The following is a 23987-nucleotide window of genomic DNA, read 5'->3' as shown; positions in this document are numbered from 1 at the left end:
GGATCAGGCGCTCAGCACTGGTTGTGCGCGCGGAGCCAGGGAAGCGGGTCGATCGGCGTGACGTCGTTCTGGCGGATCTCGACGTGCGTGTGCGCACCGAACGAGTGCCCGGTGTTGCCGGTGCGGCCGATGTACTCGCCGACCTTCACGTGCTGGCCGACGTGCACCTGCAGCGAGCCGAGCTCCATGTGTCCGTAGAGGCTGGCGACCTTCTGGCCGTTGATGACATGGTCGATGATGACCGCCGTGCCGTAGCCCTGGTAGTTGTCCTGCGCCACCGCGACGACGCCGTCGGCGATCGCCTGGATGTGGGCGCCCATGCCGGGGGTGAAGTCGACGCCCTCGTGGAACTCGCCGGGGCGGGGTCCGAAGCCGTACGAGATCGGCACGCCGACCGCGAAGGGCCACTGCACGGGACAGTTCTGGTTGTTGGAGAACGTCGCACCGGACACGTTCTGGATGCCGGCGGTGCCCGCCAGCTGCACCTCGGTGCCCGTCGTGAAGCCGGAGGAGCGCTGCAGGGATCCCTGCACGCCGTCACCGCCGGAGTCGGACGCCACATAGGCCTGGATGTCGGAGTCGCCGCCGCCGGTGACGTCGCCTGCGAGCTGCTGGGTGGCGTCGGGGGTGCCCGTCGCCGCGGCGACGGCCTCGGACGGAAGCGTCATGCCCACGGTGAGCAGGCCGACGGCGCCGATCGCCGCCAGCGACAGGGATGCCGCAGTGATGCGGCGGGCGCGGCGGGTGCGCGGCAGGGCGTGCGACGAGGTCTCGGCGGACGTCGAGGCGACGGGTGCTGCGGGAGTCGACGACGCGGTCGAGACGGTCGGATTCTGACCGGTGAAGGAGAACAGACGCGCGGCCCGCTCGAACTCGTCGATGCCCGATGCCGCGGGCTCCTCGACACGGGCCGCGACGGGCTGGTCGAACCGGGGAGCGGTCGTCTCCTCCGCACGCGGCGCCACGGGCTGCTCGAACCGGGGAGCGGTCGTCTCTTCGGCGTGCGAGGCGGCGGGCTGCTCGAACCGCGGAGCGGTGGTGTCTTGGGGGCGCGGGGCCGCCGGTATCTCGACGGGGACGACGGGCTCGTCGAGCGGGCGGGCGATGCGGCGACGCCGGGCCGGCGGGGCCGGGGATGCCGGCGCCTCAGCGACCGCGGCTGATGTCACCGCGGCGACCGGGTCGACGGGCTTGTCGGCGAAGAGCTTCTCGGGAGCGGCTGCCGCGACCGGCGGGACGACCGCGGGGAGCTCGGCCGCCGGAGCAGCCTCAGGCCAGACGATGGCGGGTTCCGGCTCGACCACGCGCGGCGACGACGGCTCGGCCACGACGGGCTTCACGACCTCGAGCTGCACGGTGGTCGGCGGGATCCGCTCCGGTTCGACAGCGGCGGGCTGCCACGACGTCGGTGAGGCGGGGGTGCTTCTCAGCTGACGACGCGTCGGGACGGGAGGGGCCGCCGGCGCGCCTGCGGGCACGGCCCGACGGGCAGCGCGGCGCGTCGGGGGCACCGTGGAGGCACGCTCTTCTGGGGGCAAGGCACATCTCTCGGTCGTATCGCTGCGGGGGGAGCGACGGAACGGGGAGGGTTACTCGACACGTCGTTGAGGGACGACGATAACGAATAGGTAAACGATAGCGTCTCGACCTGGGAAACCGGTAGACACGCCCGTCGGTCAGCGTGTCTTGACGGCCGCCTCGATCCGGTCGAACAGTCCTGGACCCGCCGCGATGGTCATGGTATTGCCCGGGTATCCGCCCGGCTCGCCGCCGATCACGCCGCCGGCCTCGGTCACGAGCAGGGCCCCGGCGGCGTGATCCCAGGGGTGGATGCCACGCTCGAAGTAGCCGTCGAGGCGCCCCGCCGCGACGAACGCCAGATCGAGCGCCGCCGAGCCCGCCCGGCGGATGTCGCGCGCAAAGGGCATCACGCGCTCCACCCGGGCGAGGTCGCCGGCGTGGGTGGCCGGGTCGTAGCCGAACCCGGTCGCGACGAGCGCACCCGCCGGTCCGGGTTCGTCGTTGACGTGCAGCCGGCGGGGTGCGGCATCCGGCTCGGCATCCTGCTCGGACCAGGCGCCCTGACCGAGCGCGGCACGGAACAGCTCCCCCGTGACCGGGTTGTAGACGGCACCGGCGAGCGCTGTCCACGTCTGCGGGTCCGGCTCGCCGAAGACGGCCGCGACGCTGGTCGCGTAGGTCGGGATGCCGTAGGCGTAGTTGACGGTCCCGTCGATCGGGTCGACGACCCAGGTGACCCCGGTGGATCCGGGCTCTGCGCCGGACTCCTCGCCGAGGAAGCCGTCGTCCGGCCGGAATTCGGCCAGCCGGGCCCGGAGGAGTTCCTCGACCTCGCGATCTGCGGCGGTGACGATGTCGGCCACGGCGGATTTCGTCGCCGCGATGCGCACGCCCTCGGCACGACGTCGCCGGGCCAGCGTCCCGCCTTCGCGGACGAGTGCGACCGCGAGGCGCTCGAGCGCTGCGAGTTCGTCGGTGGCGGGGAGGCTGCGCGACGCGGAGGAGGTCATGTCTCCACGGTAGGACAGCCGGGGCAGGATGTCGCGGACGCGATCGGCCTCCCGACGCCGGAAGACGCGGGAGGCCGATCGGAGGTCGGTGTCGTCAGCTGCCGGGCGGCGGCACCGGAGGATGCGGCGGGACGGGCGGCTGCGGCGGAACCGGCGGCTGCGGGGGCACGGGATGCTGATCCGGAGCCGGCTGCGAGGGGACCGGCGGCTGCGGCGCCGGCGGCTGGGCCATCGCGACGGGAGACTGCGGCGGCTGGGGCTGCTGCGGGTGCGGTGCGAAGTGCCCGACCGCCACGGCTCCGGGTGTGGGCTGACCGGTGTAGTACGCGTGCCAGTCGGGGCTGCCGTCGGGCAGCATCGGCAGGGGCATCTGCGTGCCCGCGTAGACCGGCCAGCCCTGCGGCGCGGCCACGACGTGGGGCGCCACGGCGTGCCGGGGGGCGTACTCCGGCTGGAGGGGCTCATGCTGCCGGGGCACGCGCGGTGCGAACAGGGCGTTCATCAGCGGCAGCAGTGCCGTGCCGACGGCGGCGAGGATCGCGATCGCCACCGCGAGGCGCCAGTACAGATCGTGGAATCGCAGCCACTCCCCCGTCATCAGCGGGAAGACGAGCATCACGGCAAGCAGCCCGACGAGCACGATCGTGGTGATCGCGACGATGTCGGCGAATCGCGTGCGGTGGCGCAGCCAGGCCTTCGAGTAGAGCCGCAGGTGCAGGACCCCCAGCTGCAGCACCAGCACGATCAGCAGGAAACTGAAGAACCGTGCGACGACATACGCGCCATAGGTGTCGTACGGCGGTGCCGGCATCCAGATCATCACCGCGCCGATCAGCAGCGTGACCACCCAGACGAACATGCTCACCAGTGAGAACCACGCTTCGCGGCGCGGCGCGAGGTTGGTCTCGAGGATGGCGATGCCGGCGAAGCCGGCCAGCAGCAGCACGGTGAGGAAGGCGCGCACGGCGATGTCGCTCGACTGCCCGACGAGCACCCAGATCACGCAGATGAGCGCGGCGATGATGAGCGCGCCGATCGCCGTCCAGATGGCGATGCGCCGCAGGCGTGGCACGGCGTCCACGATCGCCGGATTGGCGATCGGATGCGGTGCCGCGGGATGGTCGTGGACCGGCTGCTGCGGCGCGTGCACGGGAGCGCCCGCGTACTGCGGAGGCTGCTGCGGGGCAGTGAACTGCGGCTGACGCGGCGGCACGGGCGGGTGGTCCTGTGGTGTCGTCATTTCTTCCTCCCCCGGGCGGCCTCGCCGACCGGCTTCCTCCATCCTGACATCGAGGGCCGCGGCCCGCTCTGCCGCCTGCGAAGATGCGGTGGTTCGGAGCACCCTCCGGGACCCGGTAGTATGGTTTCTCGCGCCTCTGGTCGACTGGAAAAGCCGGGCGGGTGCGCACCTGGCGAGTTGCCCGAGCGGCCAAAGGGAGCTGACTGTAAATCAGCCGCGGAATGCTTCGGGGGTTCGAATCCCTCACTCGCCACGGTACCGAAAGCCCCGGTCAGACGCGGAAACGCGACACTGACCGGGGCTTTGCCGTTTCAGGCGTGCGGCCGAGTCGTTGCCGTGGCGGTTCAGGAGGCGTGGAGCCGGGCGAGGAAGTCGTCCGACTTCATCTGCAGGAATGTGCACAGTTCCGCGAGCGCCGAGACTTCGTCTGCGATCTTCGCCACCGCGGCCGCCCCGAGAGTGACCGGTTGCTCACGCGGTTCGAAAGTGATCGTCCACTCCGGTGTCGTCGTCGGAGTCGGCGGCTCGATCACGATCTCGACCGGCGAGTCGGGGATCCGCACCGCAACCAGACCGGTGTCGGCCCCATCCGCGCCGTCCTGCGGAATGACCCGGATCGAGCTCAGCCCCGGATGCTCGCGCTCATTGAACTCGTCCACCCACGACTGCAATGTGGCGATCGTGCGAAATGGCATGTCACCTCCTGCGACTCATGCACTCGCGAATTGTCGTCCATTATCCCCGAGGCCGTCAGTCCAAACCAGAGTGCGGATGTGCCGCCGTCTCAGCTGCCGTAATGGGCGGCGTCCGCGTCCGCGAGGGCGCTCGGCAGGCGCAGCAGCGCGCCCTCGAACCGGCAGGTCGCGGCCGCGACGTCCATGGCGCGGTGAAGGGCGGCCGCCCACTCGTCCTCACCCTCGGGGGAATCCTGCACGACGGATGCCGCGATGGAGGACAGCACGGCGTCGCCGGCTCCCATGGTGTCGACGATCCGTCCGGGGAGCTTCGAGATCGGTGCCGTGATGGCGACGCCCGCGGTGTCGAGGCCGGCCCCGGCCGCGCCGTACGTGGCGAGCACGACGTCGGCGCCCAGCTCGACGAGGCGGTCGCGCAGTGCGTCGAGCGGTGCGTCATACAGCAGCCGGGCGTCGTCGTCGCCCACCTTCACGAGATGCGCCCCCGCGGCGACGGACTCGAAACCCCGCACGAACTCCTCGAGGTCGTTCATCATCCCGGTGCGCGGGTTGGGATCGATCGCGAGCGGGGTGTCCGCCACAGCGTCGGCCAGGGCCCGCACCTGGTCGGGCGCGTCGAACGGGAAGCAGCTGACCACGACCAGGTCGGCATCCTCGCACGCGGCGCGCTCGGCATCCCCGAACACCACCGCACGCTCCTGCGCGGCGCGGTTGAAGCCGTACACCGGCTCACCGTCGACCCGCGTCGACACCGCGCGAGACGAACCGTTCGGTGCCGGGGATGCCAGCAGCTCGACGCCGTAGTCGGCGAGGTACGCACGGATGTGATCGCCGGCTTCGTCGTCTCCGACCATCGCGATGAGCGTGGTCGGCACACCGAAACGCGTGAGACCGACCGCGACGTTCAGGGCGGCCCCGCCGACGAACTCGCGGATGCCTCCCTCGTCGCGCAGCTCGTCGATCAGTGCATCTCCGATGACGACGACTCTCATGCGACGCTCCTTCCTTTCGGGAGCGCCTGGTCAGTGGGTGCTTCTGGCCAGCTCCCGCACGCTCTCCACGAATGCTTCCGCACGCGAGCGCGTGCCGTCAATCCGGCGGTCGACGCTGGCGCGCATCTCGCCGGGGGCGAGCGGGGCCGCCAGGCGCACCGTCTCGTGGCAGGTGAGGTCGGTGCAGATGTAGGTGCCGACGGAGCCGGCATCCTTTCCCGGACGATGCGCGGTGAACAGCGCCACCTGGTCGCCCGGCTGCATGGTGTGGCACAGGTTGCACATCGCCGACCGCGCGCGCGACGAGGCGTCGGCTGCGCGCAGCACCACGCCGACCGGGTCGTGCTCGTGCATGACGATGAGATACCCGCGTCCGCGGGTGCGGGGGTCGCGCCAGGCGAGGAAGTCGAGGTGATCCCAGTCCAGCAGCAGGAAGTCATGCGGCAGCGCCATGATCCGCAGATCGTCCGCGTCAGCGTTGATCAGCGAATCCCGAACGTCGGCTTCGGTCATCGGGAACATGGATGCCAGTCTACGAACGGCACGGCGGCACAGGCGCGGCATGGCATCACGGACAGGCCCGCGCACTCAGCCGACTTTCTCATCCGCCGCGGCTTGAGTGGCTGCCCGACGGGCGTCCCTCAGACTTGACGCAATCAGCAGAGCGGATGCAACGCCTGCGGTCGACACGGGCTCTTCGGTCGGCTGTCAGTTCACCCCGGTCGGTTGAGTCCCAGCCGAATTTCGTGCGGCAGGATGACCTCACGCTCCGGAGAGGCCGGCTCCCACGCGTCGACCGCTCGTTGGTGGCAGCTGCACCACAACGCGGGCGGGCTGGCCGCGGTTCCGGCTACCCTCTGGGTATGGCGTCGGACGCTTCTTTCGACATCGTGTCGTCGAAACAGCAGACCGACCATTTCGCCGCCGTGAGAGGACCGATGCGACGACAGATCCCGCCGAAGCGACGGGTCATCCGACTCTTTCCCGACCACTGTCGCGACTACCCGCTCTGGGAGAATTCGACGCCGACCTGGAATGTCGGCTACGCCACAACGCCCGAGGCCTACGGTCTCTCCACCGAGCTCTCGGAAGATCTCGCAGCTTGGCAGGCTTTCTGGGAGACCCGCCACGACCCGTTCGAAGGATGGGACAGCCAGGAGGATCACGAGCAGTGGCTCCAAGACGGACACCACCTTGCGGCACGCCTGAGCTGTGAGGTTTCTGCCTTCGCGGATGTGAGCGCGGAATACAACTGACCGGCCTATACGGCACCCTGCATCGGGACGTGAGACATCGAATTGTCATCCTGCCGGGGTGCTCGATTCGAGGGCGCGCGCGGTACGGTGGAGAGATGGCCGACTCCTCATTTGACATCGTCTCCAAGGTGGACCACCAGGAAGCCGACAACGCACTGAACCAGGCCCGCAAGGAAGTCGAGCAGCGCTACGACTTCAAGGGCACGGGTGCGTCGATCGAGTGGTCGGGCGAGAGCATCCTGATCAAGGCCAGCAGCGAGGAGCGCGCCAAGGCCGTCCTCGACGTGTTCCAGTCGAAGCTGATCAAGCGCGGCATCTCGCTGAAGAGCCTCGACACCGGCGAGCCTGTTCAGGGCGGCAAAGAGGTGCGCATCTCCTCCACGCTGAAAGACGGTATCTCGCAGGAGAACGCGAAGAAGATCGGCAAGATCATCCGCGACGAGGGCCCCAAGGGCGTGAAGTCGCAGATCCAGGGCGATGAGCTGCGCGTGCAGTCCAAGAGCCGCGACGACCTGCAGACCGTGATCGCGCTGCTGAAGAACTCCGACCTCGACGTCGACCTGCAGTTCGTCAACTACCGCTGACGCACAAGCCCCGCGGGCCTCAGGTGCCCTCCGGATCGAGCACGATGTTCCAGACGAGTTCCTCCGCCGTGGAGCCGAGCGGGTCGACGTAGTTGTGGAGTCCGTCCCAGCCGAGCGCGCCGACGACATCCGGATCCTGATCGTCCGGGATGTCGACCGCCATGAAGTCGTCGATGCCCACCCGGTGGTTCTCGATGGTGAGCCCGAATTCGTCGGGGGTCTCCCAGAGTCGCGCCGCCGTCAGGAAGTCGTGGACGTCGTCGGCGCTGGGCGGGTTTTCGACCATCGCGGTGTCGAGCCGACGAAGCCAGATGCGCCGGCGCAGGTCGGCGACGCTCGCATGCTCGGTGTCGTACACCGCGAAGTCGAGTTCGGTGTCGTGGCTGTAGCCGCGGCGGTTGCAGTTGGCGGATCCGACGATGACGAGCTCGTCGTCGAAGATCCACGTCTTGGAGTGGACGTAGAACGGCCAGGCCGTCTCCTCGTCCGACAGGATGCCGACGGCTTCCGCGGACTTGTACTGGCAGATCACGACCTTGTCGCCGCCGGCCTCGGCCAGCCGCTCGATGAACGCGCGACGATGCGGTCCGGCCTGGAACTGGAACTCCGCCTCGATCTGCTCGATCCGGCTGCACAGGATGATGAGCTTCTCGAAGCCGGGCTCACGCACCTTCTCGATCAGCAGGTCGAGCATGGCGGGGAGCTCGCCGATCGGCACGTCGTCGATGAGGTACTGGTCTTCCAGATAGATGTGGTGCCGGGTGCGGCGGATGGCGGCGGCGATCTGGTGGTAGATGCCGGTGCGCCCCTCCGGGCTCAGGGTCCAGGTGCCGTCCGCGTAGACCTCTGATTGCTCGGCCGCCACCGCGATGATCGGCGACGCGACCGGGTCCTTCTCCGTGAAGAACTCGTTTCCCGCGATGTCGGCGACCTTGACGGCCGGCACCTCGACGGTGGGGACGACCGGCAGGTCGATGGTGACCTCCGGCGTGCCGATTCGCAGTCGGTGCGCCTGGTTGACCACCTGCTCGGCGGGCCCGAGCGGCCGGAAGGGGTTCTTCCGCGTCGGCCGTCCGACCGTCACGGACGCCTGCGTCAGCGTCCGCCCGTCGACCGCAGCCACGGTCACATGGTCGGGATGCGGCAGCCACGCTCTCTCATGCGGCATTCCCTTCAGCACTTCCGTGTGCTCCAGCCAGCGGGTGTGGAAGACGCGGTAGAGCTCGCGGGCCGCCTCTCCCCTGACCTTGCATCCGACCTCGCACCAGCGATCCGCGATGCGGTCGCGATGCACGTCCATGGAGCCGACGTACGCGAACAGCTCGTGCTCGTTCTGCACCACCACCAGCTTCTGGTGGTGCGTCCCGTTCATGAACAGGTAGCGGAAGTCATCGATTGCGAGGGTGTTCGGAAGCTCGTTGAGGGCGCTCACGGTGGTGAGGTTGGCGTCGACGTACTTGTCGGGCGGTTTGGGCGCGGGATGCAGGTTGAGCAGCGCCCGGACCATCACGCCGGCGCTCGTCGCCTCGGCGAGGACCTCGCCCCACGAGCTGTCGCCCTCCTGTCGACCTCGACGCCCGGCATCCTTGATCTCGGAGCCGGGGGCATCCGCGGGCATCAGCGCGTCGAGAGTGCTTTCGAACCCGATCCAGCAGACGAGTCGATCCCCGCTCTGTCCGCCAGCTTCGGTCACCTCCCGCCGGAGGTCTGCGTAGTACTCCTCGGCATCCACGAAGAACGACACCTCGGAGCCTCGCAGGACGGGCGACATCCCCGTCGCCTCGTCGCCTCCGAACCAGTCCATTCCGTCATCGGTCACGGCCGTATCATCCACCTGAATACGAGCCGGACGCAAACGCCTCCACGCGATTGCCCCCACAGAATCGGCCCGACCCGCCCCCGGCGGTCTAGGGTGAAGCAAACGGGCGCAGGCCCGTGGAGAGGGCGCCGGGGGTGCGCCGGCAAGGAGGCGCGGCGATCAGCGAGAACAGTACGCACGCGGACCCGCCGGCGCCGACCGCGGAACCGAGCGTCGGCGTCGCCCGAACGTGGATCCCGCCGACCCATCTCGGATCGCTCATCGCGGGCGTCGCCGGGATCCTCGTGGTGGTCATACTCGGCAGGACGATCCATGTGCTGGGCAACGGGCCGCTCCCGATCGATGTGTGGTGGCACGACCTCATGCGGGCGCTTCGGACGGACTTCGGGCTCGCCGTCGCCCGTTTCATGCAGACCGTCGGAGGCACGGTCGGGGTCGTCGTGACGGGCGTCGTCCTGGTCGCGTGGTTCGCCCTCGCGCGTCGGCCGTGGCACGTCCTGACCGTCGTGCTGGCCATGATCGTGGCACAGCTGCTCACGGATGTGGCCAAGGTGACCTTCGCCCGTCCCCGGCCCGCGGACTCGCTGGGAGCCACCGCGCTGACGTCGTTCCCGTCGGGGCACACCTCCATGGCGGCGTCGGTCGCGATCGTGCTCGCCCTGCTGTTGAGCACCCGGCTCGTCTGGATCCTCGCCGTGGGCTGGATCGTCCTGATGGCATGGAGCCGCACCTACCTCGAGGCGCACTGGCTCACGGACGTCACCGCCGGCGCGATCCTGGGAACCTCGGTCGCGCTGATCACGTGGGCGACGATCGATTCGCTCCGCCGCGCCGCCGAGAGCCCCGCTCTCCGGGTCCCCGCGACGGCGCGAGACGATCTGGATGCCGCGCCTGCGGCCGAGCCGTCTTCACCGTGACCGGCGGCGTTCGCGTGTGACGCTCCTCACATCCGCGCGTAACGGGCGCGCGCGAAGCAGAAGACCCCGTAGATGACGAGCCCCGCTCCGACCACCCACAGGATGACGGCGCCGAACGGCAGGGTCGCGAGCGTGTGCAGGGCCCCGTCCAGTCCGCCCGCCTTGTGCGGGTCGTGTGTGAAGGCGGCGACGACGAACAGGATCCCGGCGACGCCGACCGCGATGCCCTTGGCGACGTAGCCGACGACTCCGAACGTGACGATGCCGGGCCGGGCCACGCCGCTCGGAAGATCGAGGTGCTTCGTGAAGGCGCGCGTGAAGCCGCGCACGATGAAGGCGACGCCGATCGCGCTGATGACGAGACCGAGGAGGGCGACGAGGATGACGCCGCCCGGCCGTGCGAGCAGCTTCGCCGTGAACGCCTCCGACGACTGCACCGAGTTCGACTGCCCGCCGAGCGCGTAGACGAGGGCGGTCCACGCGATGGCGAGGTACGCGACCGCGGTGCCGATGAACTTCGCCCGGTACCCCCATCTCTTCCTGGGGTCGGGGCCGCGTTCGACGACCGCTTCCACGATCTGCCAGATCGCCAGCGCGAGCAGCCCCAGCACGATCAGCCAGAGCAGCAGCAGACCGATCGGCGTCTTGCGGATCTGCGCCATCGCGCCGCTCTGATCGGCCGTGCCCCCACCGCCGGTCACGATCGAGATCGCCACCAGGCCGATCACGACGTGCACGACACCGAGGACGATGTACCCCGCGCGCGCAAGCCCGCGCAGCACAGTCGAATTCTCCGCCGCTCGGGCGAGGGACTTGGGAGCGCTCACAGAACGGAGCGTATCGGTTCGGGGGTCCGGCATCCAGCACTCGGCCACTGGAGATTCCTCGGGTCTCACGGCCCGGCCGGCGCCGCCTCCCCGGACCGCTCGGCACGCCGATCCCGGATGGCCTCCACGGCGCACCAGACGAGCGTGCCGACGGCGATGCCCTCCAGCATCCCCCCGACGACGTCGCTGAGCCAGTGCGCGTGGAGATACGTCCTCGCCCACATCATCCACAGCACCCACAGGACGCCGACCACCCAGACGTACCATCTCCGAAGCAGCAGCCCCAGGGTCACCACCAGGGTGGTCGCCACCGCCGTGTGGCCGGAGGGGAACGACGTCGGCGTGAACTCGGCGAGCGAATCGCTCGGGCGCACCCTGCCGATCACCGCGGCCGTCGGCGCTCCGATCGCCACCACCACGGCGATCGCGATCGCGATGTTCGCAGCATCCCATCGTCGTCGGCGCCAGATGAAGACGCCGACCAGCCCGATGCCGATGACGAACATCCCCACGGTGCCGCCGACGATCGACGGCACCCACGCGGTCACCACCCCCGGTCCGGTGAGATTCTCGACCATCAGCTCGTGCCACCACAGATCGGGCGGGAGAGGCTGGAGCCCATCGAGCGAGAGCAGCCACTGCAGGGCCACGAACGCGACCACTGCCGCGATCCCGACGGTGAGGGCGACCCGGCGGCGCGGATCGGATCGGGTGCTGCGGGCTTGGCTCATCGCACCCTCATCGCCGCCGGCTGCACGGTCACCGTGAATTCGCGTGCCTGCCCGAGCTCTTCTCCGTCGACCTCGAGCAGTCGCGGCTCGGGAAGCGTCACCGCCACGACGGACGCACGGCCGCGCCGGACCGATTCCGAGTCGGCGTCCTGCTCGCCCCGGCCGATCAGCCGCTTCACGCCGTCATCCCACACCATCTTCTTCACGGTGCCCAGCCACTGCGCCACTCCCTCGGCGCTGAGCACCAGGTAGTCGAGCTCGCCGTCTCCCGGGTCCGCCTCCGGCAGCAGCTTCACGCCGCCCTGCAGCGCGCCGCAGTTTCCGATGAGCAGCGTGTGCCCCGCCACGGTCTGCGGATGCCCGTCGTCCACGGTGAGACCGAACGACACCACGTCGCTGCCGGAGAGGGCACGCCCGAGGGACTCGACGTAGGCGAGCCAGCCGGCGCGCTCTTTGAGATCCTCATCGGTCTCGACGATCATCTGCGCGTCGAGCCCGAAGCCGAGCATGACGACGAACCCGTGTCGCTCCCTGCCCGCATCGGTCGTCAGCTCGACCCATCCCACGTCGACGGGACGGGCCTCGCCATCGAGGGCCTGCCGGAACGCCGCCGGGACGTCCTCGATGGGCACGTCCAGGTTCCGGGCGAGCAGATTGCCCGTGCCCAGCGGAAGGATGGCCAGCTCGACGTCGGCCGCGGAATCGGCCAGATACTCGGCGACGGCGCGAACCGTTCCGTCACCGCCGGCGACGACCAGCAGGTCCGGCTCGCCCGCGAGCGCGGCCTGCGCGGCGCCACGACCGGGATCCTCCTCCGTCGTCTCGAACCAGCGCACCTCGGCGGGCTTCCCGTCGAGCACGTCGGCGAGCGCCGTCTCCAGAGGATCCCGCTCCGTCTTCGCCGGGTTCCACACGATCGCGATACGCATTCTCTCCGAGCCCTCTTCTCTCCGGCGAACGGCCGGGCACGCGCTATTTGTGGCCGCCGAGTTCGGCAGCGATGTCGGGGACGTAGCGGAACTGCTCGGCCGGGGGCCGTTCGTAATCGTCCGCGTCGGGGCGATCCGGGATGACGACGTCCGCCCACTCGAGATGCCGATACGGGATGCTGCTGAGCAGATGACTGATCGTGTTCAGCCGGGCACTTCGCTTGTCGTCGCTCTCGACGGTCCACCACGGCGACTCGCGGGTGTCCGTGGCCGCGAACATCGCATCCTTCGCACGCGAGTAGTCCTCCCACCGCCGGATCGACTCGAGGTCGGTGGGCGAGAGCTTCCAGCGGCGAAGCGGGTCTTCGCGGCGGGCCACGAACCGGGCCTGCTGCTCCTCGTCGGACACCGAGAACCAGTACTTGAGGAGGATGATGCCGGATTCGATCAGCAGGTGCTCGATGATCGGGGTCTGCCGCAGGAACTCCTGGTACTGCGCCTCGGTGCAGTACCCCATGACGTGCTCGACCCCGGCCCTGTTGTACCAGGACCGGTCGAACAGGACGATCTCCCCCTTCGTCGGGAGCCGCTCGAAGTACCGCTGGAAGTACCATTGCCCGCGTTCCCTCTTGGAGGGCTTCTTCAAGGCCACCACCCGCGCATGGCGGGGGTTGAGGTGTTTCATGACGCGCTTGATCGCGCCGCCCTTGCCCGCGGCATCCCGCCCCTCGAAGATCACCACGATCCGCGCACCGGACTCGGCGACCCACTGCTGCATCTCCACGAGCTCGATCTGCAGACGCTTCAGCTCGGCCTTGTACAGGCGCTTCGGGACGCTCCGGCCGGACGATGCGGGCGAGCTCTTCTTCGACATCCGACCCCCTGGGTTCTCGACGACGGCAGGTCTCGATCCTCATCGACCCTGACGGACAGCGCCGCCGCAGGCCCACACTAGCGGGCGCAACGACCCGGACGGCGCATTCCCGACCGGGCCCGCCGCGCCCGGGTCACTCGGGTGCCGATAGCCTGACGAGGTGAATCAGAGTGAGGACGAACGCAGGCGCCTCACCCGGATGCCCCGGCAGGGATCGATCGTCGCCGTTCTGGCGGTCGCCGGCCTCGCGTCGTCGTTCATGTTCACGCTGGTCGTCCCGATCCAGGCGAAGCTCCCCCAACTGCTGGCTGCGAGCCGCGACGACACGGCGTGGGTGGTCACCGCGACCCTGCTGGCCGCCGCGATCTGCACACCCATCTCGGGGCGGCTCGGCGACATGTACGGAAAGCGACGCATCCTGCTCGCCCTCGTCGGGGTGATGGTCGCCGGATCGGTGATCGCGGCACTGTCGTCCGGTCTCATCGGGGTCATCGTCGGCCGCGCGCTGCAGGGCGCGATCGTCGGCGTGGTGCCGCTGGGGATCTCGATCCTGCGCGACGTGCTCCACGAGAACCGCGTGGATGCCGCCATCGCCCTCATCAGCGCGACGCTCGGCGTCGGCGGTGCCGTGGGCCTGCCGATCAGCGCGGTCGTCACCCAGTACGCGGACTGGCATCTGCTCTTCTGGCTCGCAGCCGGGCTCGGCGTCGTCGTCTTCGCCCTGGTCCTGTGGATCGTGCCGGTCAGCGTGCTGCGCACGGCCGGCCGCTTCGACTTCCTCGGCGCGATCGGCCTCACGATCGGCCTGCTCGGCATCATGCTCGCGATCTCGCGCGGCAACGAGTGGGGGTGGGCGGCGCCGGCGACCCTCGCCTGCGGACTCGGCGGCATCCTCGTCCTGCTGCTCTGGGGCGGGTACGAGCTGCGCGCCCGCGATCCGCTGCTCGACCTGCGCGTCGCCGCGCGGCGGCCGGTGCTGCTCACGAACCTCGCCTCGGTCGCGATGGGGTTCTCGCTGTTCGCCTCGAACGTCCTGTACCCGCAGGTCCTCGAACTGCCGGTCGCATCCGGGTCCGGCTTCGGCCTGTCGCTGCTTGCGGCCAGCCTCGTCGTGATGCCGTCGGGGCTCGTGATGATGCTGCTCTCCCCCGTCTCGGGACGCATCGCCCACCGCATCGGGCCGCGCGTGCTGCTCCTGCTCGGAGCCCTGGCGCTCGTCATCGCGTATGCGTACACGCTCCTCTGGCACAGCGACGTGTGGCAGCTGGTGGTCGCGAACATCCTCATCGGGGTCGGCATCGGCTTCGGCTACGCGTCGATGCCGATGCTCATCATGCGATCGGTGCCGCCCACCGAGACGGGTGCCTCCAACGGTCTGAACGCCCTGTTCCGCTCGCTCGGAACCAGCACCGCTGCCGCCGTCGTCGCCGCCGTGCTGGCGACCTTCGCCACCGGGCAGGGCGATGCGCAGGTGCCGACGCCGTGGGCGTTCCAGCTGTCGTTCATCCTGGGCGGGATCGCCGCGGTCGTCGCGTTCGTGGTGGGCCTGTTCATCCCCCGCGGCCACGCCCCGCAGGAGCAGCACCCGTCCCTGCCGGAGTGAGCGGGCGGTATCCGGCTACTCGAACCGCGCCAGCCAGGTGGTGAGGATGCCCTCCAGCGCCGCCCGGTCCGCGGCCGGGAGCATGCCGACCAGCCGGACCTCGTTCGCGGCGTGGGCGGTGAACGCCTCGTCGATGACCTCCCGGCCGCGAGCGGTGAGGGCGACGATCCGCCCGCGGGCATCCTCGGCACTCGGACGCCGCGCCACCAGGCCGCGCTGCTCGAGACGGTCGAGGCGCTTGGTGAGGCCGCCGGTGGTGATCATGGTGTGCGCGGCGAGCTCCCCCGCACTGCGCTCGTAGGGCGCGCCCGCCCGGCGCAGCGTCGCCAGTACGTCGAACTCCCCCTCGGTGAGGTCGTACTCGGCGTAGACCGCGACGAGCTCCTCGGTCAGGTGCGCGGCCAGCCGGTGCAGCCGTCCGATGATGCCCTGCGGCGAGGCGTCCAGGTCCGGGCGCTCGCGCGCCCACTCCGCCTGGATGCCCGCCACGTGATCGATCTGCGTCATACCGGGAATATATCTTGCCGGGAAGCTATTATCATCTTCCATGGAAGATATTCGCCGCTGGCTGCCGATCGCGGCCTTCGCCCCCATCGCCTGGGGCAGCACGTACTTCGTCACGCGGGAGTTCCTGCCCGACGCGCCGCTGTGGGGGGCCGCCGTCCGAGCCCTGCCCGCCGGGCTCATCCTGCTCGTGCTGGTCCGGCGTCTGCCGCACGGCTCGTGGTGGTGGAAGTCCCTCGTGCTCGGCATCCTCAACGTCGGTGCGTTCTTCGTGCTCGTCTACGCGGCCGCGCAGCTGCTGCCGGCGAGCATCGCGTCGACCATCATGGCCTTCTCGCCCGTCACCCTGGCGCTGGTCGCGTGGCTGCTCGTGCAGGAGCGGCCCAACGCGCTCCGTCTCGCCGGCGGCGCCGTCGGAGTCGTCGGCGTCGGCCTCATGCTGCTCGGCGGCACGACACGACTCAGCTGGATCGGCGTGGCGGCCTCGGTCATCGCGATGGTGATGTCGTCGTTCGGGTTCATCCTCGCGAAGCGCTGGAACCGGGATGTCGACGTGCTGGCATCCACGGCCTGGCAGCTCACGGCGGGCGGCCTCCTGCTGCTGCCGGTCGCCCTGCTCTTCGAGGGACCCCCGCCGGCCGTCGACGGCATCGGCCTCGCGGCGTACGCCTACCTCACCCTCATCGCCACCGCCCTCGCCTACGTCACCTGGTTCACGGCTCTGAAGCACCTGCGCGGCGACGCCGTCGGCCTCGTCGGACTGCTCAATCCCGTGACAGGCGTGCTGCTCGGGGTGCTCGTCGCCGGCGACGTCCTCGGCCCCCGGCAATGGGCCGGACTCGCCCTGGTGCTCGTCGGCATCGCCGCGCCGCTCGCCTTCCGGCGGAAGCAGCCGAGTGCGACACTTCGAGAACCGGCCCCGGCATCCCCACGCGACAGGGCGGTCCGCAGCGGGGCGATCGACCCCGTCACACGCCGAGCTGCCGGATGAGTCCTCGGAACGCGGCGTAGGCGGGCTTGGCGGAGTAGTCGTCGCGCAGGATGCCGTACCGGTGGAACAGGTCCTCTTTCCGGCTGTCGGCATCCCGCAGGCCGAAGAGAACGTAGTGCGAAACACCGTAGGTCTCCCGCACCTCCCAGACCGCATGCACCACGGCCTCGAGCACCTCGACCTGCTCGCTCTCGCTGCGGATCCGGCCGGTGAGCGGATTCGTCCCCGTCGGCCAGCCGTTCTCGGTGACCCGGATCGCAACCCGCGGCGGCAGCCCCAGCCCATCGAGCCGCGCGCGCAGATCCCCGAGGATGCGGTCCACCTCTGCGGGCACCTGCGTGACCGCCACCGGAGCATCCTCGAAGACGTCGACGTAGAAGTTGTGTCCGACGAAGTCGACCGCCGCGACGAACTCGTCATCGGCCGCGGCGGCGACTGCGTCCCAGAACCCGGGCACCGCTGCGGGGCCGTCGGGCACCGATCCGAAGCCGACCGCGATCTTCAGTCCCCGGTCTTCGATCTCCCGGCGGGCGGCCACCACACCGCGCACGAGCGCCTCGACGATGTACGCCTTCGAGCCCTCCATGAACGACAGGTTCGGCTCGTTGGTGATCTGCACCGAGGAGAGCACATCGCCGTGACGGCGGATGACCTCGCGGATGAAGTCGAGCCAGTGCTCCAGCTCGATCTCCTGATCGTCGGCATCGGTCCAGTCCCCCGAACCGATGACGACGTCGCTGAGGATGCCGGCGCGGGCATATCTCCCGGCGTTCGCCAGCATCGCCTCCCGCCACGAGGCCGTATAGATGAGGTATGTCCGGGGACGGAGCGTGCGGTCTCCGCGCAGGTCGGCGATCGCCGCGCCGATCTGCGCGTCGTCATCGGGCGGCCCGTCCGCGACGCCGAAGGGGGTGCCGGCGACATGGAGGGGATAGAGGCCGAAGGTCAGTCCATCTGCAGGCATCGTTCTCGGTCCTTTCGCATGCCGTCGCCATGTTGCCACCGACCGCACGCCGCGCCAAACGATCCGGGCGCGCGCGACGATGCTCGCGAGGGGTCGGAATACTCGTCCCCCTCCCCCGGGTTGAAGGTCAGGTGACGAGCGATGTGGGTTTGAGATCGGCGCGAGGGCGCATCCTGCTGGCGATGATGGTCTCGATGGCGCTCATCGCCATCGACGCCACGATCCTCGCGACGGCGGTGCCCTCGATCGTGCGCGACCTCGGCTCGTTCTCGTCGTTCCCCTGGCTGTTCTCGATCTACATGCTGGCGTCCGCCGTCACCGTGCCGGTGTACTCGAAGCTCGCCGACACGATCGGGCGCAAGCCGCTGCTGCTCATCGGCATCACGCTGTTCCTGCTCGGATCGGTGCTGGCCGGCCTCGCCTGGAGCATGCCCGTGCTCATCATCGCGCGCACCGTGCAGGGTCTCGGCGCGGGGGCGATCGCCCCGATGTCCATGACCGTGATCGGCGACATCTACACGCTCGAAGAACGCGCCCGCGTGCAGGGCTATCTGGCGAGCGTGTGGGCCATCGCCTCCGTCGTCGGGCCGACGCTCGGCGGCCTGTTCGCCCAGTTCGGATTCTGGCGCGGCATCTTCTGGGTCAACATCCCGCTCGGCCTTGCCGCCGCCTGGCTGCTGGTGCGCAACTTCCACGAGAGCATCGAGAAGCGCCGCCACCGGATCGACTACGCCGGCGCCGCAACCCTCACCGGCGCCATGACCCTGCTGATGCTGGGCGTTCTCGAAGGCGGCCACGCCTGGGCGTGGAACTCGCCGGCATCCCTCCTCGTGCTCGGCCTCGGGGCGGCCCTGCTGGTCGCATTCGTGTTCATCGAGCTGCGCGCCGCCGAGCCCGTCATCCCGCTCGGCCTGCTGCGGCGCCGTATCGTCAGCTCCACGACCCTCCTCGGCTTGGGGGTCGGCATGGGTCTGGCCGGACTCACCGCCTTCATCCCCACCTACCTGGAGATCGGCACCGGGGCCTCCCCCATCGTCGCCGGGCTCGCGCTGGCGACGTTCACGATCGGCTGGCCGTTGGCTGCCGCCACCGCCGGACGCCTGTACCTGCGCTGGGGATTCCGCACCACGGCGACCCTCGGCGGGGTGATCGTCGTCGTCGGTGCGACGGTGCTGGCGTTCCTCGGCCACTCCCCGTCCATCGTGTCGGTCGCGGTGGTGTGCTTCTTCATCGGCATGGGATTCGGATACGCCGCCGTGCCGAGCCTGGTCGCCGTGCAGTCCAGCGTCGACTGGAACGAGCGTGGCGTCGTCACCGGAACAAACGTGTTCGCCCGCTCCCTCGGCCAGGCGCTCGGTGCCGCGGTGCTCGGCGCGATCGCGAACGCCATCATCGCGAACCTGGGCGGCGACGTGCACGACCCGCACGTCATGATCGCGGCATCCACCGCGGTCTTCGCCGGCGTGGCCGTGATCGCCGTCGGCATCCTCGCGTCGGCGCTCGCGATGCCGCGCAAGGTCGAACTGGTGGGGATCGCCGGCGAGTCGGCCGTCGCGAACTGAGGCTCAGCCCCGGCGGGTCAGCACACCCAGAGCCCAGTGCCGGGTCACGATGAGGGCCCGGCGGCGCGGCTCCGGACTCGACAGGTAGACGTCGTGGATCGCGCCCTCGATGCGCGCCACCGTCACCAGTTCACCGAGCTTCAGGGATGCCCGGGCGATGTCGTCGACCACCAGCACCGCGTCGGCGGACGTCATCGCGTCGCTCCAGGTGAGCGGCGAGACGCTGCGTGCCGACAGCAGCACGAGCACCGGCGCGGTCAGGTGCAGCCCGGACTCCACCTGCTGGTGGCCGACCATGATCGCGTGCAGCCAGCCCGGGCGGGTCGCGAACGACCGATCCGGTCGCCACGCGGGAACGAACCACGGATCGGGCGTCACTCCCGCATCGGGGATCGCACCGATCTCGCGCTGCGCCCGCGAGTAGAACCCGTAGTCGGTCGCCGGCTGGCCCCCCTGCGGATCCCACCGGGCACGCGCAGTGACGAGCGGCTGGATCGCCCGGCGTCCGGCCGTCCCGAGCTGGAACTCCAGCCAGGGGCTGTTCAGCACCACCGCGGTGGCCTGGTCCGGATGCCGGCTCGCCCACAGCGACAGCACGAGTCCTCCGGTCGAGTGGCCCAGGAGCACCAGGCGCCGCCCGGCTCGGGGGCCCATCGCCTGGAGCGCCGCGGCGATGTCTTCGTCGTACGTGGCGAGGTCGAGGATGTACCCGGGCGTCTGCCCCTCCCGCAGGCTCCGGCCGTACTTGCGCAGATCGAGTGCGAAGAACCGGGCGCCGAGATCGGCCCACTGCCGGGCGACCTCCTTCTGGAAGAAGTAGTCCGACCAGCCGTGCACGTACAGCACGTCGACGTCGCGCAGGGGCCCGGTCAGCCGCGCCCACCCGGACGGCAGCAGCCGCACCAGCGTCGCGACCACCGGTCCTTCCGCATCGGTGCCGAGGTCGAGCGTGCACTGCGCGAACGGATGCCCGAGGATGTCGGGGATCCAGGCATCCGTCATCGCAGCGCCTTACGCCTCGTCGCGGGAGACGCGCACCATCTCGTCTCGCTCGACGACCTTGATGCGCGCACGGCCCTGCGGCTCGCCCAGCCCGATCTCGTGCTCGTCGAGACGGTGCCAGCCGTCGAGGTCGGTCCACTCCACGCCCCGCGACTCGAGGAGCGCGGGGATGGATGCCTCCTGCGGATGCGCCGGCTGCCACCAGGTGCCCTGGTCGTTGATCAGGTTGCGGATGGTCTCCATCGCGTCGGACTTGGTGTGTCCGATGAGGCCCACCGGGCCGCGCTTGATCCAGCCGGTCGCGTAGACGCCCGGTACGCGCTCGTTGCTGTCCTTGGACAGCACGCGGCCTTCGCGGTTGGGGATGACGCCGTGCTTCTCGTCGAACGGCACGCCCGGCAGCGGCGACCCGAAGTAGCCGACCGCCCGGTACAGCGCCTGCACCGGGACCTCGCGCAGTTCGCCGGTGCCGACCACGCCGCCCTCGCCGTCCGGGCGGGTGCGCTCGTAGACGAACGACGACACGCGCCCGTCGTCGTCGGTGCGCACTTCGACCGGCTTGGCGTAGAAGTGCAGGTGCAGGCGACGGGACGCTTCGCCGCCGACGCCGTTGGCGCCCGGACGCTTGCGCCATGACTGCAGCACCCGGTCGATGACCATGACCTGCTTGTTGCTGGCGACGGCATCCCGCGACGCCTCGTCGTAGTCGAAGTCCTCGTCGTACACGACCATGTCCACGTCGCGCAGCTCGCCGAGCTCGCGCAGCTCGAGCGGCGTGAACTTGACGTTGGCGGGGCCCCGGCGACCGAAGACGTGCACGTCGGTCACCTTCGAGGACGCCAGGCCCGCGTAGACGTTGTCGGGGACCTCGGTGGGCAGCAGGTCCTCGGCGTGCTTGGCGAGCAGCCGCGCGACGTCGAGGGCCACGTTGCCGTTGCCGACGACCGCGACCGATTCGGCATCCAGCGGCCACTCCCGCGGGAAGTCGGGGTGCCCGTCGTACCAGCTCACGTAGTCGGCGGCGCCGTAGGAGCCGATCGCGTCGATGCCGGGGATGTCCAGCGACGCGTCGCGGATGGCGCCGGTCGCGAAGATCACCGCGTTGTAGTGCTGCTTGAGGTCTTCGAGCGTGATGTCAGTGCCGAAGCGGACGTTGCCGAAGATGCGGATGTCACCGCGGTCGAGCACCTCGCGCAGCGCCGTGATGATGCCCTTGATGCGCGGATGGTCGGGGGCGACGCCGTACCGAACGAGTCCGTACGGCGCGGGCAGGTGGTCGAACAGGTCGATCGAGACGTCGAACTTCCGCTCGGCCTTCAGCAGGATGTCGGCAGCGTAGATGCCTGCGGGGCCGGCCCCGACGATGGCCAGTCTGAGCTTGGTCAATGTTCCTCCGGTCGGTCAGCTGCTGCGGTCGGCGACGGCCCGCGCGAAGCGGGTCAGGGCATCCTTCACGGCGCCGTCCGGCAGGGGGTCGATCGCGGCGATCGCCTCGTGCGACCACTGGTTGGCGAGAGTCACGGTCTGCGCGGTGGCCTCGTGGTCGCGAAGCGCGGTGAGCGCCTCATCCAGGATGCCGGGATCTGCGCCCTCGGCGATCTTCGCGACACCGTCGTCGATGCGGGCGCGAAGCGCCTGCGCGTCGTCGTCGCGCCGGGCGCCGAGCAGCAGGTAGGGCATGGTCGGGACGCCTGCGCGCAGGTCTGTTCCGGGCACCTTGCCGGTCTGGTTCGGGTCGGCCGACAGGTCGATGACGTCGTCGAGCAGCTGGAAGGCGACGCCGGCCTTCTCGCCGAAGAGCCGCACCGGCTCGGCGTACTCAGCGGGGCCGCCGGAGAAGATCACGCCGGCCTGCGCGGCTGCCGCGATCAGCGAGCCCGTCTTGTCGGCGAGCACCTGCAGATAGAACTCGACCGGATCGTCGGCCTCGGTCGGACCGACCGTCTCGTGCAGCTGGCCGAGGACGAGACGCTCGAACGTGTCGGCCTGCAGCTTGATCGCCCGCTCGCCGAAGCGCGCCATGATCTGGCTGGCCCGCGAGAACAGGATGTCGCCTGTCAGGATGGCGACGTTGTTGCCCCACACCGTCTGCGCGCTGGGGACGCCGCGGCGCACCGCTGCTCCGTCCATGACGTCGTCGTGGTACAGCGAGCCGAGGTGGGTGAGCTCCAGGGCGGCGGCGGCCTCGATGACCTGCTGCGTGGCGCCGTCGCCGAGCTGCGCGGTCAGGAGGGTCAGCATCGGGCGCACGCGCTTGCCGCCGGCCTCGTAGAGGTAGCGCGACGTGGTGTCGGCGAGCGCGTCGGTCATCTTCAGCTCGACAGCGAGAGCCTTCTCGACGTCCTCGAGGCCGGATTCGACCGTGCGCAGCAGTCGCCGGGATTTGGGGCCGGCGAAGACACGCTCGGTCAGGCCGAGATTGCTCGCCAGGCGCTCGCCCGGCACGGAGGGGCTCGGAGTCACCGTCCCAGCCTACCCACGACGACCGTCCGCAGGCTGTCCGCCGCGGCGATCACGAGGCGGGTTTCACGCCACGGTGGAGCGCGACGATCCCGAAGGTGAGGTTGCGGTGCGCCACCTGCGTCCAGCCCGCCTCGTACATCCACCCGGCCAGCGTGCGCTGGTCGGGCCAGGCGGCGATCGACTCGTTCAGGTAGTCGTAGGCTTCGCCGTTCGTGCCGGCGAGCCGTGCCGTGCGCGGCAGCACCTGGGCGTTGTAGAACCGGTACAGCCCGCGCAGGACCGGGTTCGGCGGGGTGGAGAACTCGTTTATCACCACACGGCCGCCGGGCTTGGTGACCCGGAGCAGTTCGGCCAGGGCCATCTTCGGGTCGTGCACGTTGCGCAGCGCGTACGACATCGTCACGGCGTCGAACTCGTCGTCCCCGAACGGCAGGTCCGTGGCATCCGCCTCGACGAAGCTGAGGTTCGGCAGGTGTCCGTGACGGCGCCGGCCCTCGGCGAGCATGCCCGGCGAGAAGTCCGCGGCGACCACGTCGGCTCCGGATGCCGCGAGGGATGCCGACGACGACGCCGTGCCGGCGCCGAGATCCAGCACCCGCTCCCCCGGACGCGGTGCGACCGCCCGCGTGGTGGCTCGGCGCCACAGCGCGTCGTTGCCGAACGTCATCACCGTGTTGGTGCGATCGTAGCCGTCGGCCACCTGGTCGAACATGCCGCTGACCTGCTGCGGATCCTTGTGGAGGTCGGCGCGATTGTGCTCGGGAGGGGTGTCGGCGGTCACCCGACGAGTCTATTCGCGGGACGCTGACCGGTTCGCGCGCGGGGGCAGGCCGATATCACGCGCCCTGAGCTTGTCGAAGGGCACGACGTCCGGGATCGACTGCGCTTCGACAGGCTCAGCGCGCGGACCGGGGCTCCGCGGCGAACTCCGCGAGGCGGGCGAACCAGCCCGGGGCGACCGACTCGTCGAACGGGGGCATGTCGCCGGCGACGCGGTCGCGCAGATCGTTCGCCAGTGCCTCGAGGTGCGCGACGACCTGCGGCGGGTACCCGTAGCGCACCCGGTGTTCCTCCCACTCGTCCCGGTCGTCGATGAACACGCCCTCGCCGGCCGGGCGATCGACGACATCCAGGTCCATGTCGATTCCGGTCGGGACGCCGTCGATCCAGCGCAGGTCCCACGCCAGGTCGATGTAGGTGCGGGTGCGGTGCTGGGGTACATGCCGGGTGAACGCGTAGTCGCCGGTGACCGACATCAGCGTCACGTTCGCCTGCTCGGTGAGGAAGTCCCGGCTCGGCCGGTGACTGCGCGAACCCTCCGGCTGACCGAACCAGTCGCCCCACTCGTCGCGCCCCAGGTACAGGCACTCGTGCCGCCAGTGCGGCGAGCCGTCCCACTTGCGCCACTGGAACACGAGGCGGGTGCCCGGGGCGGGCAGATCGAGAGCCGTCATGTTGCACAGTGTACGAGCGGGTTCGGGGACCGGACCGTCTTAGGCTTGA

Annotated in this window: 24 protein-coding genes and 1 tRNA gene; 7 read left to right on the top strand and 18 right to left on the bottom strand. The window is 69.9% G+C overall.

What is annotated here, in order from left to right:
• Positions 1–11 precede the first annotated feature (11 nt).
• The 3 genes from LK09_RS09365 to LK09_RS09355 all read right to left on the bottom strand — a co-directional run bounded on the left by LK09_RS09365 (position 12) and on the right by LK09_RS09355 (position 3771).
• Entirely contained in the window at positions 12–1478 is a 1467-nt protein-coding gene (locus tag LK09_RS09365) for a M23 family metallopeptidase (RefSeq protein ID WP_156138706.1), read from the bottom strand.
• Between the two features lie 198 nt (positions 1479–1676).
• Positions 1677–2531: an inositol monophosphatase family protein gene (locus LK09_RS09360; RefSeq protein WP_052226617.1), complete on the bottom strand. Its 855-nt coding sequence runs from the start codon at positions 2529–2531 to the stop codon at positions 1677–1679.
• Positions 2532–2625: 94 nt separating this feature from the next.
• Complete coding sequence (locus LK09_RS09355; protein ID WP_156138705.1) at positions 2626–3771, bottom strand: hypothetical protein; 1146 nt, start codon at positions 3769–3771, stop codon at positions 2626–2628.
• Positions 3772–3942: 171 nt separating this feature from the next.
• On the opposite strand from LK09_RS09355, the gene LK09_RS09350 reads away from it, so the two are divergent.
• Positions 3943–4024: transfer RNA gene (locus LK09_RS09350), tRNA-Tyr, on the top strand.
• Positions 4025–4115: 91 nt separating this feature from the next.
• Here the strand turns inward: LK09_RS09350 and LK09_RS09345 are convergent.
• The 3 genes from LK09_RS09345 to LK09_RS09335 all read right to left on the bottom strand — a co-directional run bounded on the left by LK09_RS09345 (position 4116) and on the right by LK09_RS09335 (position 5980).
• Positions 4116–4466 carry a hypothetical protein gene (locus LK09_RS09345; RefSeq protein ID WP_039398592.1) on the bottom strand — a complete coding sequence of 117 codons (351 nt, stop codon included), beginning with the start codon at positions 4464–4466 and terminating at the stop codon, positions 4116–4118.
• An 89-nt stretch (positions 4467–4555) separates the two neighbouring features.
• Positions 4556–5458 (bottom strand): PfkB family carbohydrate kinase, encoded by a 903-nt coding sequence (locus LK09_RS09340; RefSeq protein WP_039398590.1) that lies wholly within the window; start codon positions 5456–5458, stop codon positions 4556–4558.
• A gap of 30 nt (positions 5459–5488) precedes the next feature.
• A complete protein-coding gene (locus LK09_RS09335) occupies positions 5489–5980 on the bottom strand; it encodes an FBP domain-containing protein (protein ID WP_039398588.1) in 492 nt (163 codons plus the stop codon).
• Between the two features lie 341 nt (positions 5981–6321).
• Here LK09_RS09335 and LK09_RS09330 point away from each other — a divergent pair, with 341 nt between their 5' ends.
• Entirely contained in the window at positions 6322–6714 is a 393-nt protein-coding gene (locus tag LK09_RS09330) for a hypothetical protein (RefSeq protein WP_039398586.1), read from the top strand.
• 95 nt (positions 6715–6809) lie between these two features.
• A complete protein-coding gene (locus LK09_RS09325; RefSeq protein ID WP_039398584.1) occupies positions 6810–7298 on the top strand; it encodes a YajQ family cyclic di-GMP-binding protein in 489 nt (162 codons plus the stop codon).
• A gap of 19 nt (positions 7299–7317) precedes the next feature.
• Here LK09_RS09325 and LK09_RS09320 read toward each other — a convergent pair whose 3' ends face one another.
• On the bottom strand, positions 7318–9117 hold the full coding sequence (locus LK09_RS09320) for a phospholipase D-like domain-containing protein (protein WP_156138704.1): 1800 nt from the start codon (positions 9115–9117) through the stop codon (positions 7318–7320).
• A 134-nt stretch (positions 9118–9251) separates the two neighbouring features.
• Between LK09_RS09320 and LK09_RS09315 the strand changes: the two genes are divergently transcribed.
• Positions 9252–10034 carry a phosphatase PAP2 family protein gene (locus LK09_RS09315; protein ID WP_052226615.1) on the top strand — a complete coding sequence of 261 codons (783 nt, stop codon included), beginning with the start codon at positions 9252–9254 and terminating at the stop codon, positions 10032–10034.
• A gap of 26 nt (positions 10035–10060) precedes the next feature.
• Here the strand turns inward: LK09_RS09315 and LK09_RS09310 are convergent, their stop codons facing one another.
• The 4 genes from LK09_RS09310 to ppk2 form a co-directional block, all read right to left on the bottom strand.
• A complete protein-coding gene (locus LK09_RS09310) occupies positions 10061–10861 on the bottom strand; it encodes a DUF1206 domain-containing protein (RefSeq protein ID WP_039398580.1) in 801 nt (266 codons plus the stop codon).
• Between the two features lie 65 nt (positions 10862–10926).
• Positions 10927–11592, bottom strand: a complete 666-nt coding sequence (locus tag LK09_RS09305; RefSeq protein ID WP_039398578.1) for a phosphatase PAP2 family protein — start codon at positions 11590–11592, stop codon at positions 10927–10929.
• Positions 11589–12521, bottom strand: coding sequence for a diacylglycerol/lipid kinase family protein (locus LK09_RS09300; protein ID WP_039398576.1), 933 nt, complete (start codon positions 12519–12521; stop codon positions 11589–11591). The genes LK09_RS09305 and LK09_RS09300 overlap by 4 nt, the downstream gene beginning before the upstream one ends.
• 43 nt (positions 12522–12564) lie before the next feature.
• Positions 12565–13395: a polyphosphate kinase 2 gene (gene ppk2, locus LK09_RS09295; RefSeq protein ID WP_039398574.1), complete on the bottom strand. Its 831-nt coding sequence runs from the start codon at positions 13393–13395 to the stop codon at positions 12565–12567.
• A gap of 199 nt (positions 13396–13594) precedes the next feature.
• Here ppk2 and LK09_RS09290 point away from each other — a divergent pair, with 199 nt between their 5' ends.
• Complete coding sequence (locus LK09_RS09290) at positions 13595–14998, top strand: MFS transporter (RefSeq protein ID WP_039398573.1); 1404 nt, start codon at positions 13595–13597, stop codon at positions 14996–14998.
• A gap of 15 nt (positions 14999–15013) precedes the next feature.
• Here LK09_RS09290 and LK09_RS09285 read toward each other — a convergent pair whose 3' ends face one another.
• Entirely contained in the window at positions 15014–15505 is a 492-nt protein-coding gene (locus tag LK09_RS09285) for a MarR family winged helix-turn-helix transcriptional regulator (protein ID WP_039398571.1), read from the bottom strand.
• Between the two features lie 40 nt (positions 15506–15545).
• Between LK09_RS09285 and LK09_RS09280 the strand changes: the two genes are divergently transcribed.
• A complete protein-coding gene (locus LK09_RS09280; RefSeq protein WP_052226613.1) occupies positions 15546–16493 on the top strand; it encodes a DMT family transporter in 948 nt (315 codons plus the stop codon).
• On the opposite strand, the gene LK09_RS09275 is transcribed toward LK09_RS09280, so the two are convergent.
• On the bottom strand, positions 16471–17457 hold the full coding sequence (locus LK09_RS09275) for a hypothetical protein (protein WP_039398569.1): 987 nt from the start codon (positions 17455–17457) through the stop codon (positions 16471–16473). The genes LK09_RS09280 and LK09_RS09275 overlap by 23 nt on opposite strands.
• Positions 17458–17588: 131 nt before the next feature.
• Between LK09_RS09275 and LK09_RS09270 the strand changes: the two genes are divergently transcribed.
• Positions 17589–19019 (top strand): MFS transporter, encoded by a 1431-nt coding sequence (locus LK09_RS09270; RefSeq protein WP_039398567.1) that lies wholly within the window; start codon positions 17589–17591, stop codon positions 19017–19019.
• Between the two features lie 3 nt (positions 19020–19022).
• Here LK09_RS09270 and LK09_RS09265 read toward each other — a convergent pair whose 3' ends face one another.
• The 5 genes from LK09_RS09265 to LK09_RS09245 form a co-directional block, all read right to left on the bottom strand.
• The gene (locus LK09_RS09265; protein WP_039398565.1) at positions 19023–20021 is read right to left on the bottom strand and encodes an alpha/beta hydrolase; all 999 of its coding nucleotides are present in this window, start codon (positions 20019–20021) and stop codon (positions 19023–19025) included.
• A gap of 9 nt (positions 20022–20030) precedes the next feature.
• Entirely contained in the window at positions 20031–21407 is a 1377-nt protein-coding gene (locus LK09_RS09260; RefSeq protein ID WP_039398563.1) for an FAD-dependent oxidoreductase, read from the bottom strand.
• Positions 21408–21422: 15 nt separating this feature from the next.
• Positions 21423–22484, bottom strand: coding sequence for a polyprenyl synthetase family protein (locus tag LK09_RS09255; RefSeq protein ID WP_039398561.1), 1062 nt, complete (start codon positions 22482–22484; stop codon positions 21423–21425).
• Positions 22485–22533: 49 nt separating this feature from the next.
• A complete protein-coding gene (locus LK09_RS09250; protein ID WP_082008170.1) occupies positions 22534–23196 on the bottom strand; it encodes a class I SAM-dependent methyltransferase in 663 nt (220 codons plus the stop codon).
• Positions 23197–23380: 184 nt separating this feature from the next.
• Positions 23381–23938 (bottom strand): DUF402 domain-containing protein, encoded by a 558-nt coding sequence (locus LK09_RS09245; protein WP_039398557.1) that lies wholly within the window; start codon positions 23936–23938, stop codon positions 23381–23383.
• Positions 23939–23987 lie beyond the last annotated feature (49 nt).

This window comes from Microbacterium mangrovi (assembly GCF_000802305.1).
Classification (GTDB): domain Bacteria; phylum Actinomycetota; class Actinomycetes; order Actinomycetales; family Microbacteriaceae; genus Microbacterium; species Microbacterium mangrovi.
Note: the sequence above shows the minus strand (reverse complement) of the source record. Positions and strands in the feature narration are given on the sequence as shown.